9 protein-coding genes and 1 pseudogene are annotated in these 15684 nt (G+C 38.0%); 1 reads left to right on the plus strand and 9 read right to left on the minus strand.

Features of this window, described 5'->3' with window-relative positions; genetic code table 11:
• Positions 1-464 precede the first annotated feature (464 nt).
• The 7 genes and pseudogenes from F6K23_RS17265 to F6K23_RS17295 form a co-directional block, all read right to left on the minus strand.
• A pseudogene (locus F6K23_RS17265) lies at positions 465-735 on the minus strand (hypothetical protein); the annotation flags it as partial.
• Between the two features lie 658 nt (positions 736-1393).
• The gene (htpG, locus tag F6K23_RS17270; protein ID WP_293157953.1) at positions 1394-3403 is read right to left on the minus strand and encodes a molecular chaperone HtpG; all 2010 of its coding nucleotides are present in this window, start codon (positions 3401-3403) and stop codon (positions 1394-1396) included.
• A gap of 525 nt (positions 3404-3928) precedes the next feature.
• Positions 3929-4465, minus strand: a complete 537-nt coding sequence (locus F6K23_RS17275) for a hypothetical protein (protein ID WP_293157956.1) — start codon at positions 4463-4465, stop codon at positions 3929-3931.
• A gap of 110 nt (positions 4466-4575) precedes the next feature.
• A complete protein-coding gene (locus F6K23_RS17280) occupies positions 4576-5946 on the minus strand; it encodes an RNA-guided endonuclease TnpB family protein (protein ID WP_293157959.1) in 1371 nt (456 codons plus the stop codon).
• 158 nt (positions 5947-6104) lie between these two features.
• Positions 6105-8822, minus strand: a complete 2718-nt coding sequence (clpB, locus tag F6K23_RS17285) for an ATP-dependent chaperone ClpB (protein WP_293157962.1) — start codon at positions 8820-8822, stop codon at positions 6105-6107.
• A 927-nt stretch (positions 8823-9749) separates the two neighbouring features.
• Complete coding sequence (gloA, locus tag F6K23_RS17290) at positions 9750-10178, minus strand: lactoylglutathione lyase (RefSeq protein ID WP_293157965.1); 429 nt, start codon at positions 10176-10178, stop codon at positions 9750-9752.
• A gap of 772 nt (positions 10179-10950) precedes the next feature.
• Positions 10951-11406, minus strand: a complete 456-nt coding sequence (locus F6K23_RS17295) for a hypothetical protein (protein WP_293157967.1) — start codon at positions 11404-11406, stop codon at positions 10951-10953.
• A 989-nt stretch (positions 11407-12395) separates the two neighbouring features.
• Between F6K23_RS17295 and F6K23_RS17300 the strand changes: the two genes are divergently transcribed.
• Positions 12396-12779, plus strand: a complete 384-nt coding sequence (locus tag F6K23_RS17300) for a hypothetical protein (protein WP_293157970.1) — start codon at positions 12396-12398, stop codon at positions 12777-12779.
• A 1585-nt stretch (positions 12780-14364) separates the two neighbouring features.
• Here the strand turns inward: F6K23_RS17300 and psaX are convergent.
• Both psaX and lipA read right to left on the minus strand, forming a co-directional pair.
• On the minus strand, positions 14365-14454 hold the full coding sequence (psaX, locus tag F6K23_RS17305; RefSeq protein WP_293157973.1) for a photosystem I protein PsaX: 90 nt from the start codon (positions 14452-14454) through the stop codon (positions 14365-14367).
• Positions 14455-14720: 266 nt separating this feature from the next.
• Entirely contained in the window at positions 14721-15680 is a 960-nt protein-coding gene (gene lipA, locus F6K23_RS17310) for a lipoyl synthase (RefSeq protein ID WP_293157976.1), read from the minus strand.
• Between the last annotated feature and the right edge of the window lie 4 nt (positions 15681-15684).

Raw genomic sequence — 15684 nt, forward strand, 5'->3', positions numbered from 1 at the left:
AATGTGTGATCATCAGGGAACATAGAGACACAAAACCCTCTCAAGCATGGTAAAAGCCCAATATCTAATGGACGCTTCAGTTAAATGGTAGTATGCTGAAAAGGTAGCTTGGTATACCAATTACAGTCTGTTTCCAGCTGTTAGACAGCAGGTTGTAACGAGGGAGCGAGTCAATCAATCAACAACTGAAAAAGTAGCCTCAATGGTCTTTGACCGGAGAGAATAGTGGCCATTGGCACCGTAAGCGTGAGCTACTGCTACTAAATTAAAGTCAGTTAATGCTCAAGTTTTACAACAAACTTTAAAAACTTTAGATAGAGAATTTTTTGACATGAAATCTTTAGGTAAAGGATTTCCCTGATTCGTGCGACGTCGTAAGTCGCTTGTTTTACAGCGCTTTTCATATGAGTGAACCACAAAAGTGTAATATCATGTCCGGATGATAGCGTGATGATTAAGCATTTCTAGTTTGAGGCCACAGCGTGAAAACAGGTTAACCCCCGAACAAATTCCTGCTGCTCCATAATTTTCTGGCAGCGATAGACCAGCAGATGTTCGAGCTTCATCTAAGTTTTCTGGTGAGTGGTTAGCGTTCGCGGAGCGTTGCGTCAGCAGTATCGCTTCATTAGTTAAAGGCCACAAACGTTCTGCCGGTTGTCGTTCAGGTGAATGAGGCAGAAAAAATAGGTCAATACCTTCGGGTAATACCAGCTTATTAGTAGTATGCCATCCTGCAATGAACCCAATGGAATTACGTCGATTAATGCTCCCTTGAATTTGGCCAATGTCGTAGAGCAAAAATTCAAAAAAACCATATTGCCTGTGCCATGCTGGCGAGTGAACAATTTAAAAGGTAAAGCCAAGAAAATGGGAAAAACTATTGATCAAATCAAACAGGAATTATGATCAAATTATTTAACTTCCCGCCAGGGAAGTCACGCGCTCTCCCGTTGGCGGAGCCTAGCGGTAGCTATTAGGGGAGCGGAGGGATGGTCAAGCCAGGGCCAATAGTCGGATACCTCCACAAATAAAACCTTCCTATACCCTTGACAAGCTAGGAGGTATGCATGTTATCTTCAAGGTTAACATAGGAGGAGGACATCACCTCACACGCGCGCAGCGGTCATTTTTTTCATAATGTAAGAATCCCGCGTTGTCGCGCTATGCGCAACGTCGGGAGCATGTCAATCAATGAACTCAAATATGCAGCAATAAAATTCAGCGTAGTTTGAATTTTATTGCTGATACATGAAGTGAAAAATTAACTTTTTTTTAGGAAGATTTGATAATGCTAAAAACTTGGAGGCGATCACTATCATAGATCGAGCGATCGCCTAGATTAGTTGTTGCTATATATACTGTATTTGCGTAAGTCCTGTTCAAGTTAATTTGATCAAATTACTTTTTCAGTTAACTGAGTCAAGACCTGATTAGACCTTTCGACAAATTCTTTCATACCCTCAGCATCAAAACCTTTTTGTGCCATTAAAGCTAAATCATAAACATGATGGCAGATTTGTTTGGCTAATTCTGCTGAAGGAGATTCTCCACTACCCTGAATAATACTACCTTGACTGAGATTGGCCAGATTCTGAATTAGTGGGTGAGCTGTATTTACCACTAAAACATGGTCTTCTGGAAATTCTGCTTTTTCCTGCTGCAACATAGCAGTCATATCTCTCAATCTTCGCATGGCCTCTGGCAACAATACCATTGCTGGTGGGGTAGTTTTGGCATCTTCTGATTTTAATGCTTGGGCCTTGACATTGATCTTGGGTTTATTCAGCGCTTTTTCAAATAATTCTTTAATTTGTTCGCTGCGAGTTTTATTGGTAGCTGGATCGACTATTTCAGATTGATTTTCTTGGTCGATTAATGTCTCATCTAAATCAGAATCTACTCGAGAAAATTTAACATCTTGATATTCTCTTTCTAGAAAACTAATAAAGTGAGTATCGATGAAAGAGTCGAGGAATAAAACTTCTAATCCTTGGTTTTTGTGCAGTTCTACATAAGTTGCTTGGGAAGCAGGTTCAGTACAATAATAGACACGGTTTTCATGGCGTTCTTTATTACGTTCTAAATATTCTTTGAGAGTGGTGTAATAAAAACCTTGTTCATCAGTGTTTTTAGCATCAGAATTTTCTGGAGTTACTTCTTGCCAAACATCTTCTCCTTCTGCTTGTACTTCTACTGCCGGTTTTGCTTCAGTTTCAGTTGTTTCGGTTTGATTAAATTTGGCTGTAGTGCGGAAAATTATGATATCTTCTACTTGCTTTTTAAACTTATCGTCATTCAAGGCACCAAACTTAACAAATGTACCTACATCTTGCCAACAACTGATATATTTATCTTTTTCATCGCGATAAATTTCTTTCAGGCGATCGCCTACTTTTTTTGCTATATAATCGGCGATTCTTCTAACAGTTCGATTACTTAATAGGGAACTACGAGAGACGTTGAGAGGAATATCTGTACTATCAATTACTCCTCGTAAAGGCATTAAAAATTTAGGAATAATTTCTTCACAATGGTCGGTGACAAATACTTGATTACAGAATAGTTTGATATTACCTTGAGTGACATCTACATCTGGCTTTAGTTTAGGAAAATAAAGAATTCCATTAACAATAAAAGGATAGTCAGTATTGAGATGCACCCATAATAGAGGCTCTTCTTGGAAAGGATAAAGATGACGATATAGTTCTAGATAGTCTTCTTGAGTAACATTTTGAGTAGATTCTCGCCAGATTGCTTTGTGTTTATTTACTACTTCATCTTCAAATTTTATTGCTACTGGCATAAAATCACAGTAGGTTTTAATCAACTGTTTAATGCGAGTAGTTTCAAGATATTCTTGTTCTTCATCTTGGAGAGTTAAGGTAATAGTTGTACCTCTTTCTGTGCGGGGAGAATCTGATATTTCAAATTCTGGAGAACCGTCACAACTCCAATGAACAGCTTCTGCACCTTCTTGATAGGAAAGGGTATCAATTTCTACTTTTTTAGCCACCATAAAGGAGGAGTAAAAGCCCAAACCAAAGTGACCAATAATTGCGTCCTCATCACCCCCTTTATATTTTTCTATGAATTCTTCAGCACTGGAAAAAGCAACTTGATTAATATATTTTTTAATCTCATCGGCGGTCATCCCTATTCCATTATCAGTAATGGAGAGAGTTTGATTTTCTTTGTCTATTTTAATTTCTATTTCTGGATTAGTAACATCACCACTATATTCTCCAGTTCGAGCCACCATTTTAAGTTTAGCAATGGCATCTACACCATTAGAAACTAATTCTCTTAAGAAAATTTCATGGTCAGTATAGAGAGATTTTTTGATAATTGGAAATATATTTTCAGTATGGATACTGATTTTACCTTTCTCTAGGGTTGTACTCATAATCTTTATCTATTTTATCTATGGGAATTAATTTTACTTGAGCATTTAGGTAGTTATCCAGGTTCGTTATCTCTTGATAGATATAAAATCAGAGAAATATTCTGGCCATTCACATCTAGACTTACTGCTCAATACTATTTAATGATTGTGATTTATTGAGTCTTTTTTTTAAACAGGGATTGCACCAAACATCTGATTCGGATTTCACTACCTAAGCGGTTTTAATATAATACCAAGGGCGATAAAATCATATCGTAATAGTAACCGTAAAGAAGTAGGAAAAAGAAATAAACAAAAACAGAGAGAAACAATAATATATTAATTCTATATATTATAAAAAGTAGGACTATTAAAGAGTTTCCTAATTGAGGAAGGCATTCATGCAACAGATAATTGCCAGGATGTGTAATTATCTGTTGCATAGTTACTTATACCAAGCATGACAAACGTTTGCTACAAACAGGTGATACCAAATCGGGCTATCATGCATAACGTTTTTCATAACTTTGCTTTTTCCATTTTTTATTATTTTTGATAATAGTTCTCAGAATACTGACTTTTTAAAGATTCAATATCCAGCTTATGAAATTGAATCCATTCTTGAATCTTAGAATCACTAATTTCATCAAGCTGATAATCTTTAAACTCTTTAAAAAAAGACTTTACGTGATCTCTCAAAAGTTTGAGTTTTCCTTTTCTCATAATCTCAACATGATGAGTAAAGTTTCCTTGATGGGAAACATCTTTTGTTGGAATAATTAATATCCTTTTTACTTGGTCTGTTTTGTATTCTTTGTCAAACCAACCGCAGTGGTTATTCATCTGACCTGTTTCAGTTTTGGTTATTTCGTTGCGTGAGTCTTCAACTTTACTTTTACACTCAAAGATAAAATAATCATTCTGAGAAATACACCAAAGATTATCCGGACCTGTGTTAAATTCCTTTTCCTCTTTTTTCCCAAACACCAAACCACCATCTAAACAATTAATTACCACAATATCCCCACCAACAAACTTATTCTCTAAAATCAAATTTGCCAGAGGATTTTCTCCAGTTGCCAAGTTGGTTTACCTCATATAAAAAATTATCATATTTTTCTTCATTAACACTTTTGCCTATTGACATCCTCCCGGCATCAAATCAGAGTAACGCAATGCGGGATTCCCATCCATCAAAACAACCGAAGTTGCTTAAACTCAGGGCGGGTTGACACATCGTTGGAATCTGCTGATTTAGAACCAGCCTTACGTCTCCTCCGTGTCCGATAAATAATCGACCGTTGACCCTCGGCGACTACTTCAAAAATTGAGAGCTGTACAGGTGTTTCCAATACTTCAGCCTTAATAGTTTCAACTTTGGTTATCCGTTGAGTTACTGTTTCAATTATTGGAGTATTCAGAATATTTACAGCAGCATTGATATCACGGTCGTGGAATGTTCCACAATTAAGACAAGTCCACTCACGTTTGCGCAGCATTCCGCAGGAAACATTTAGTTCCTTCTTACCACCTTTAAACCCACAATGAGAACATTTTCTAGTAGTAGGTTCCCAACGATTAATTACTCTAAACTCTTTACCATATTTATCACATTTAGATTCAGTTAATGTTCTGAATTGTCTCCAACCTAGATCGTTAATAGCTTTAGCTAATTTATGATTACGTTTGCGAAGCATTCCGTAGGAAACCATGCCAGAAACATTCAAATCTTCTAACACAATAGTGTCGTATTTACTGACTAAATTAGTTGAGAGTTTATGAAGAAAATCAGTTCTAATTTCTTGGATTTTTGCATGTTTGCGCAGCATTCCGTAGGAAAGTTTAGCTACTCTAACCCGTGCCTTTTCTCGACGTTTACTACCTACTTCAGTACGAGCAAACTTACGTTGAAACTTAGCTAACTTTTTGAATTTTTTCTGGAGTGGTTTTGGTGCATTAATCTTGTCTCCATTGCTCAAAGTTGCAAATGTAGAAATGCCTAAATCAATGCCAATTGAATTATTAGTTTTAGGCATAAATTCCGAATTAGTTTCCACTACAAAGCTAGCAAAATATCTATTAGCTGAATCTTTGATAATAGTTACAGAAGTAGGCTGACTAGCTAATGGCCTTGACCAAACTATTTTAATTTTACCTACTTTTGGTAGATAGATTTTATCTTGACAAACTTTGTAATTAGCCCCGACAAATCTTGCAGCTTGTCTAGATTTTCTAGATTTAAACTTAGGAGGCTTGGCCTTGATACTTTTACGTTTACCTTTACAACTATCAAAGAAATTCTTATATGCCTGGTCTAAATCTTTGAGAGACTGTTGTAGTGGAGTAGAAGCTACATCTTTTAACCAAATTAATTCTTTCTTGGCGCTTGTTATGAACTGTTTAGTTAGATCGGTATATGAAGGTTTTTTATCCCCTTTAGCGTACAATTTATTGCAGTGAGCTAATGACTGATTCCAAACATATCGGCAACACCCAAATAGTTGATTTAATTTGGTTGTTTGAATATGATTAGGGTAGATTCTGTATTTATATCTAGCTTTCAATGTTTTAGACTTATGACTAACACTAAACCAAGATCAATACTATTATAGCAGCAGAGGTTGGCATTCATCCCGGCACCAAATTAAAATTATGGTTCGGGTCTTCTGCCAACATTAAGATAATTTTGACTGGCGAGCTAGAAGCTCGCACTCTTATCAAATTATTTTTTTACTAATTCTAATTCCTCTTTTTTCCCAAACACTAAACCACCATCTACACAATCAATTACCACAACATCCCCACCAACAAACTTATTCTCTAAAATCAAATTTGCCAGAGGATTTTCTAATTCTTTTTGAATTGCTCGTTTCAAAGGTCGCGCTCCATAAACAGGGTCATATCCCACTTCAGCAATGTGGTCTAAAGTCGCAGCAGTTAATGTCAAACTAATCTTTTGTTCTCCTAATAATCGTTCAATTCTCTTCACTTGAATCTCCACAATTTGCCGTAATTCACTCTTCCTTAAAGTATGGAACAATATAATCTCATCCACCCTGTTTAAAAACTCCGGTCGAAAATGTTTTCGCAACCCTCCCATCACCCGTTTATACATCTCCTCATACTTAGAATCATCCCCCGCCACATCCAAAATATACTCACCACCAATATTACTCGTCATTACAATCACAGTATTACTAAAATCAACTACCCGCCCCTGAGAATCAGTAATCCTACCATCATCCAATACCTGCAACAATATATTAAATACATCCGGGTGTGCCTTCTCAACTTCATCAAACAGCAGCACAGAATAAGGATGTCGCCTCACTGCCTCCGATAACTGACCCCCTTGGTCATAACCAACATATCCAGGCGGTGCCCCTACTAACCTAGAAACGGCGTGTTTCTCCATATATTCAGACATATCAATCCGCACCAAAGCATCATCCCGGTCAAACAAAAACTGTGCCAAAGCTCGCGCCAATTCTGTTTTACCGACTCCAGTTGGACCCAAAAACATAAACGAACCAATGGGTCGCCCTGGGTCTTTCATCCCTGCTCTAGCACGTCTAATAGCTGCCGCCACAGCTTCCACAGCTTCCGACTGCCCAATTACCCGTTGATGTAAATGTTTTTCCAACTGTAGTAACTTCTGGCGTTCCGACTCCAATAAACGATTTACCGGAATACCAGTCCACTTAGCAACGATAGTTGCAATATCAGCATCCGTAACTTGTTCCCGGAGAAGAGACGAACCTTGAGCTTGAACCTTTAATAATTCTGCTTCCTTAGCTTCGCGATCGCGATGTACAGTTTCGAGTTGGCCATATTTTAATTGAGCTGCGGTATTCAGGTCATAAGCTCGTTCTGCTTGTTCTATTTGTACTTTTAATTTATCCTCTTCTGCTTTGAGAGAATTAATTGTATTTAACAATTCTTTTTCCCCAGACCATTTAGAGGAAAATTTTTCCTGCTTTTGCTTCAAGACATTAATTTCATTTGTGATGCGTTGCAATGCTGGAGAAACTTTCGCAGGTAGGGTAGGTTCAGAATTTTGATCTTTTTTGCTGCTTTGCAACTCTCCCTCGATGGAAAGTTTCTCCATTTCCAACTGCATAATGCGTCTGTCAATAGCTTCTAGTTCTTCAGGTTTAGAAGTAATTTCCATTTTTAGTTGAGCAGCAGCTTCATCTACCAAGTCGATCGCCTTATCTGGCAAAAAGCGGTCCGAAATATAACGGTTAGAAAGAGTTGCAGCAGCTACCAAAGCAGCATCAGTAATTTTTACCCCGTGGTGAGTTTCGTAACGGTCTTTTAACCCTCGTAAAATAGAAATAGTATCCTCTACACTTGGTTGACCAACCTCTACTTTTTGAAACCGACGTTCCAGAGCAGCATCTTTTTCTATATGTTTGCGATATTCATCAATAGTTGTTGCACCAATACAACGCAATTCTCCACGAGCAAGCATTGGTTTGAGGAGATTACCTGCATCTACACCCGAACCCGTACCGCCACTAGAACCTGCACCAACAACAGTATGTAGTTCGTCGATAAATAGAACAATTTGACCGTCAGAGTTGGTTACTTCTCGCAAAACCGATCTGAGTCTTTCTTCAAATTCCCCTCTAAACTTTGCCCCTGCAATGAGACTTCCCATGTCAAGACCAATAAGTTGTCGTTCTTTGAGAGATTCTGGTACATCACCATTAACAATGCGTTGAGCTAAACCTTCAGCGATCGCCGTTTTTCCAACTCCTGGTTCTCCAATAAGTACAGGATTATTTTTTGTCCGACGGGATAAACAACTAACCACGCGCCGAATTTCTTCATCTCTACCAATAACAGGGTCAAGTTTGCCTGCTTTAGCTAACTCTGTCAGGTCGCGCCCATATTTTGCCAAAGCGTCATAACTAGCTTCTGGGTTTTGGTCTTCGACCTTGGTACTACCACGAACTGCTTTAATTGCTGCTTCTAGTTGTTCAAATTCAACTTTGGGTGAGGTTTGGAGGCGCTCAAAACCAGGGCGAGTTGGTAGTTGGGGAGTACCTCCACTGAGGAGTTTATTGCCAAGACGTTTGTCTTGGTAAAAGGCGAGTAGGAGATGTTCGACGGCAATAAATTTGTCTTCCCATTGTTCTCTTGCTTCATCAGCTAGGTCTAGAAAAATTTCCAGACTACGTCCTAGATAGAGATGTTCGATGCTACCCACTTTGGGTTGGCGTTTAGCGAAAGAGTCTATTTGTTGGAGTAGATTTTCTGATTCTATACCAACGCGGTTTAAAATTTTGTTGCCTGTCCCCTGTTGTTCTAAAAGAGCAATGATTAGATGTTCTACTTCTAGTTGTTGGTTTTGGTAACGTCGGGCAACATCCTGGGATTTTACTATAGCATCCCAGGCTTGTTCTGTAAATTTGCTTGGGTCGGTTGGCTGCATTTGGACTATTTTAAATGTTTTCCTATAAAACTATTTATAGGGTAGTTGACATCTCCAGGGGTTGAAACACCCTGGATTCCGTGGTTAATCCACCGCAAATGGGATGAATCCACATTTGCTTAAAGCCTGTCAACAGACTTCTAAACTCCTCGACATAGACCGAAATCTAGCTGTGAGTCTACTTTTTTTAGCTTTCACGAGTGGTTTTACTCAATATGTTGGAGCAATCTTCTCGCTGCTCTAGCTGCCTGCTTGCTTTGAGCCGTCGTAAGAAATTAATTCCCCGTCTCCTGTCCGCCGGAATTTCACCGCACTAGCTAGAGGTCATGGCGACAAACCTTGTTCTTACTTGCTATTTCTAGTATACCAGACTTTTACGCCGCTTTATTACCCGCGCGTCGTTATTCAACCAGGGGATAAATCTTCCGGGAACTTTCCTCCCGCCATTTTTTATGTTTAACCTTGCTGTCTTTAAAGTCAAGAATGAAGTTGACATTCTCTCCCCTTATAATCTTTGATTTAATATAGAATCCGGTTATATACTATATGTTGATAATTCTATAATTACTTCAATATTTAATCTCCCCCGCTCCCCCACTCCCCTACTCCCCTGCTCCCAACTATACAATAACTATTCAACCGGATTCTATATAACGGGAGATTCCCAAACTGCGCCGATGCGAGGTTTACTGCTTGAGTGGGACTTATCTAGATTTAAAACAACCCCCGACATTACGCCAACAGGCGTTGCTGAATGGTAATGATTTTTAGATTAAGTATCAACGCAAAACATAAGTTTTTCAATTTTACCTTCAGCTACTTACCATTACATTTCAGCAATGCCGAAAATTGTTTAGGGTCATAAGACAGGTCGTGGCCAATCGTTGACTATCCATAAGCAATTTTCCTTTCTGCCTTCTACCTTCTTCAATGAGTGCTAGCTGCAACTTCTTTTTCTGAATTGCTACTACGAGAGCTTAATTGAATTAGTTCGACTTTATAGCCATTTGGGTCTTCAATGAAGGCAATAACTGTGGAACCATGTTTCATTGGCCCTGGTTCTCTGGTCACTTTTCCTCCCTGTGCTTTTATTTGTTCGCAAGTGCCATAAATATCATCAACGCCCAAAGCAATATGGCCATAAGCATCACCCAAGTCGTATCGATCTTGGCCCCAGTTATATGTTAATTCGAGTACTGTGTGGTCTGACTCATCGCCATAACCAACAAAGGCTAGAGTAAATTCACCACCTGGATAGTCTTTTTGGCGCAATAGTTTCATACCGAGGACATCGCAGTAGAATTTGAGAGATTCTTCTAGGTTTTTGACTCGCAGCATTGTGTGTAGTAGTCGCATGGTCTACTCCTTATTCCTTGACTATATCTATCTTTTATTGTGAGGCAATTTGGTCAATTTTGGGAGTCAATGTTGCTTTACTGGTAAATATTTGACATCTCCAGAAAAGAGGCAACAGGCAACAGGCAACAGGGAGAAATAATTGATTTGATTTTTAATTTTTATCGAATAATTAAGGTAAAAATCCTCTCCTTTAAAGGAAAAACAAGAAAAAATTTTCCTTTTATTCAATCCTCTTCCTTATTAGGGAGAGGTAATTATCAATTATCAATTATCAATTATCCATGATTAAACAGATGTCTATTAGTACTCACAGAACTTACGCATAAATACCATATCTAGTAGGATATAACTGCCGTTAAACTTTTAACACGAAATGTTTTTGGAGGCTTACTCAAATCCCCGTTACAAATTGAGCTTAATTTTCTAGTTTTATTCCTTCCACTTTATAGAATTTAAGACTTGTGCGATGTAAGTATTCAGATAGCTCGCATTCAGCTTTTAGCTGTTTCATAAATTATGAATATACACTTGTTTTGGTCAAGGTTAGTTGTTTTTTCAATACTTTGAATTATCCTTAAACTTCTGAATACTAATTCCTGCTATAAAGGCAGTGAATTAATAGCTGATAGCTGATAGCTGACTGCTGAATGCTTACTGTGCGATCGCCGTCTTACTTTTAAGTCATATTACTAAAATAAATACGATTTATATCTTACTCAAATGTGACAATCGTCAGATTGTAATCAATATTCAATCGTAGTTATCTTGACTAACTATGATACACTAATTTTTCTAATTTAGACTTTTTTTTAATCAAAGCAAGATCGATTTTTTTTACTCCTTCTAATGATATTAATGACTTGAATTGTTTAACTAAATTTTCCCAATTATTTAATATTGAAATAGAATTAGATTTCTGAATTTTTTCAACATAAAATTGTGCCCAAAACTTGGGGACATACTTTTGCTTTCTAGCCTTGATTCGTTTTCTCCATTTAGTAAAATCTGATTTTCTTGGTTTTTCTACCCCCAAAACAGGTGGCATATCGGCATAACTCACAAACCTGCTTTTACCTTTTCCTACCACATGGATCACGTATTTCCAACAGTTTATTTTGTAGATATTATCTGATTTAATTCCTAAATGAAATGCTAATGCGTCTCTAGTTACAAATCTACCCAATGGATGAGCAGAAGTAGATTGATTTTTGATGATTCTTTTCATAAAATCTACCTTAAGTTTATATATATTTTTTTTGGCCGTATTTGTTTATTTATGTGTCTATAATTCTATCTTAAATAATACTTGGCTATTTTGTCAACATATAATAGTAAGCTAATTTTTTACAAAAATAAATTAATTATAATTGCCCATTGTTAGGATAAATTATGGACAATAATTCTTCCAATATTATAGAATAGAAAAACTCAATAATAGAGCCTGATGAAGTATGTCTAGCAACCATCAAATTCGCAACGTACAGCAGTCAGAATTCAAGACAAATTTTGTCATAAGAATTATTTTGGTACACTATTTGTTGCTATTTGTCAGTTATTTCTGTCACTAAAAAAATAGAGGACAGCGACGCGACCCAGCGTCGGCAACAGATACAAGCAGTGTGAACTAGGCGTTTTGCGCTTTGCAAAATATGATATTAGGTAGGGTTAGGGCTTGCTGATTAAATCTAAAATCATTGACAGATAAAGCTTTTAGAATTTGTAGGGCTGGAAAAAGTGCCAGAAGTGAGGTCAAAAATGTTCAAAAAGTTAGCATAAAAGGCTCACTAGGACAGAAAAATTAAAAGACTATTTTTCCGACTACCTCCTCTATAAATCCTATTCTTCCTGACTTACAGCGGTTTTCATTTGGGTAGACTACAGTAGGGACGTTCCATGGAACGTCCCTACAAGGTTTGATGTGTGAAGATGTGGTTCATCAATTTGAAAAGCGCTGTATGACACCTGACTTATGACTCCTACCCTCAGCAAAAGACTTGTATAAGCAAGCCCTAGTGCCGCTACGCGGAAGTCACCAAGTCAGAAGTCAGAAGTCAGAAGTATTGATTGGTAAGGCTTTTAGGATTTTGTAACTGGTCAGTTATTTCCGCCATTCTGCACTAGGTAAATTTTTGTCAAAATTTAGAATATTTTTGAGTAAAATGTAAAAATAGATACAGAAATAAAAAAATATTTTTATAACAGGGTCTAAATAATATGAAACTAAATAATGACTATCAGTGTAATCGACAAGAGCTTCCTACTATTAATATGATGATGGGGGAAGCAGTGGAGGAAGACAGGGGACAACATAGAGGCCAAGGGTGGACTTATCCTTACGTTAAACATATTCCCATACCTCAGCATCCTTCTAAAAAGCTGTGTTGCGCTAGAGATGATGAGTTAGCTCAGGAAAAACAAACTATTAATGTTGTTCAAATAGTAAAAGAAAAACAGGTTGAACCAAAAAATATATCTCAGGTATGTACAACAAATATATGCGATATATTACAATGGCGACGCTTAATAGCTAAAGCTAAAGGAGATGAAAGGTTATTAAGTTTATTAGAGGTTGAGTGGCGAGATAAATCTTGTGGATAGAGTTATGATTTTTTATTTTTAGGATATGCTTCTTGAAGATAAATTAGTCGATTCTGAAAGTAGTGAGAATTATTTTAGAAGCGGAACTCAAAATATTGTAACTATAGGACTTCAACAATTAATAATGAATAATGAATAATTACCTCTCCTTGAAAGAAGAGGATTGACAAATTCATGAAAATTTTTCTTCACAGGAGTCGATTGGATATGGCTCCTTTGACCTCGCCATCCCTCGACCGCTTATTATCCCCTTAAAAGGGGAGGCGCATACCCACAATTTTTCGGTAAATCTGAATTATCAAAATAATATGGGTCGCACAACCCCCCCCCTTTTAAGGCGAAATATTTATGGAGCGGGGCTCAAATCCCCGTTACAAAAATAACTTCTGACTCACAGGAGTGCGCATTCCCTCTCTTGGTCAGCGTTCCGCAAGCGAGCTGGCGTCGTCGCGGGGTCGCACCGCTTCTGACTTCTGACTTCTGACTTCGTTAATAAGTGGCGATCATAGTTAATTCTAGTTCAGTGTAATTAATATTTTTTTTGGGGTTAATTATTAGGAGAGAATAACAGAATCAGCTTTTCAGGCAATGAAGAAATACAAGTTTCAGCTTAGGGACTAGCAAAAAAATAGACTACCAGCTAATCTATAGAGTAGAGATTGCTTCGGCTAGCTTAACTATTCCCGATTGAGGTTGAGTCTAATATCAGCGCCTCGCAATGACAGCCACGAGCCTTTTTCTACACTAATAATTGGTACTTTATTAAGTTGCAAATCCCTTATCTCAAATTTACATTAATTATTAAAATATAGTATTACGTCTTTTTTTGAGTACTGGACCGAAACAGCTAAAATGGTGTGTTGGATGGGGAGATGGGGAGATGGGGAGATGGAGAGATGGGGAGATAAAGACACCTAGAAACAAAAATAAGAGTGCACAGTTTTAGCTGTGTCAGTCTAGTGTCTAATTGTATAAGTTTAAGTTAATATATTTATTAGAAGAATGAAAAAAGCCTAAACTCACCTAAACTCAAACGAAGTAAACTCAAAAATAATATTACTAATTTTTGCAACTAGACACTAGTACAATAAATTTGGGTTGTAAGGGAACAGGGAACAGGGGTGCGACCACGCTGGGTGCGGCAGAGGCAAGCCGTCGGAACCAGGTTAGGTTTAGTCGCCATGGGAGTGCCAACCAAGAGAGGGAATGACTACTCCTGTGAGGGAACAGAGAATGTCAAGAGCGTATTTGCGTAGCGTTATATATTTGACATCCTCCCCGGCCTAAAGGCACGGGGATTCCTACTGAGCCGTAGCTCCTCGGCGGGTTGACGCTTCACAGGGTGCTGCTTCCTTGGCGGTAGTCTAACGCTTCCCTCCACGTCCGTTTAGAGTTTCCAAGTGCCCCTCGGCAACTAATAAAACTGTACCACATATTCAATTCACTTGCACATAAAATAAAAAGTCGCCCTACAAGGGCGAGGCTTTAAACCCAATTTTTCGGTAAAAATATCTTTGTAGTGCCACTCTTCAAGAATAGAGAATCCTTAAGAGTGGCACAGATTTGTTAAGTAAAAGTCTGAAGACTACTGGATAATACCGAAATAGTAGCCTGCAACAAGCAAGTTGATGGCCAACAGTACTAAAGCCCAACTTGCACGAAAAGAATATTTCATCTAAATTTATTCTCCATATTTATATTGGGATCAAGAGAATATTATCATGCAATTGATTCAATATCATACAAACATCTAAAGATATAGAACTTCAGGGAAGATCAATAAACTCCTTCGAGCAGGGGACTGGAAGATCCGGTCTGAAAATATAAAGGGGAAGCGCTTTCCTTATTATTGGAATCCTCAACTCTTCTATTGCTTCACAATATTAACGTTACACAGGATGTATTTTGAGGAATTTATCTGTTCTCTTTTCCCTTCTTGATTTAAATATTTTCTCCAGCATGATAAGAACTACGTACTAGAGGGCCAGAACGCACATGAGAAAAACTCATTTGTTGAGCGATCGCTCCAAGGTCCTCAAACTCTTCTGGTGTCCAATATTTTTGTACAGGCAAATGGGCTAGAGAAGGTCGCATATATTGGCCCAAAGTAATGCGATCGCATCCTACTCTTCTCAAATCTGCCATTGCCTCAACTATTTCAGTTTTCGTTTCTCCATGTCCCAACATTAGCCCTGACTTAGTAGGAATATTAGAGTTTAACTCCTTAACAATCCTTAGTAAATCAAGGGATCGCTCATATTTTGCCCCACGGCGCACAGGGCCTTGTAACCGTCGTACTGTTTCAATATTATGGTTATAGCAAGCAGGTTCAGCATCTATAACTATCTTTATCCGCTGCTTTTGCCTTTCAGCTAGAGAAACAGATAACTTCTCAACCCCAAGTCTATCTTGACCACCCCAAAAATCAGCAGTCAAAACCTCAATCTTCGCTCCTGGGTTCCGTTGTCTAATAGCTGTCATTGTTGCGACAAACCAACTAGCACCGCCATCTGGCAAATCATCCCTAGCAACAGAAGTCAATACCACATACTCCAAACCTAACAATTCCACAGCCTCAGCTACTTTTTCTGGTTCCTCTGGGTCTAAAGGCATCGGAGCATGACCCTTATCCACTTGACAAAAAGCACAAGACCGTGTACAAGTAGGACCCATCAATAAAAAAGTAGCTGTCTTCTGGGCATAACATTCGCCTCGGTTAGGACAGCGACCTTCTTCACAGATGGTATGGAGCTGACGCTGCTTTATAATTTTCTGTACAGTAGAAATATCACTAGCTTTTCCCAAAGAAGGACGCAGCCACTTTGGCATACTCTGAATTTGGGCTTTCATCTCAGCAGTATTGACCTGAGTTGATATTGATTGACCATTTTTTGTAGCCATAAAA

It is taken from the genome of Okeania sp. SIO2C9 (genome assembly GCF_010672455.1).
GTDB lineage: Bacteria > Cyanobacteriota > Cyanobacteriia > Cyanobacteriales > Microcoleaceae > Okeania.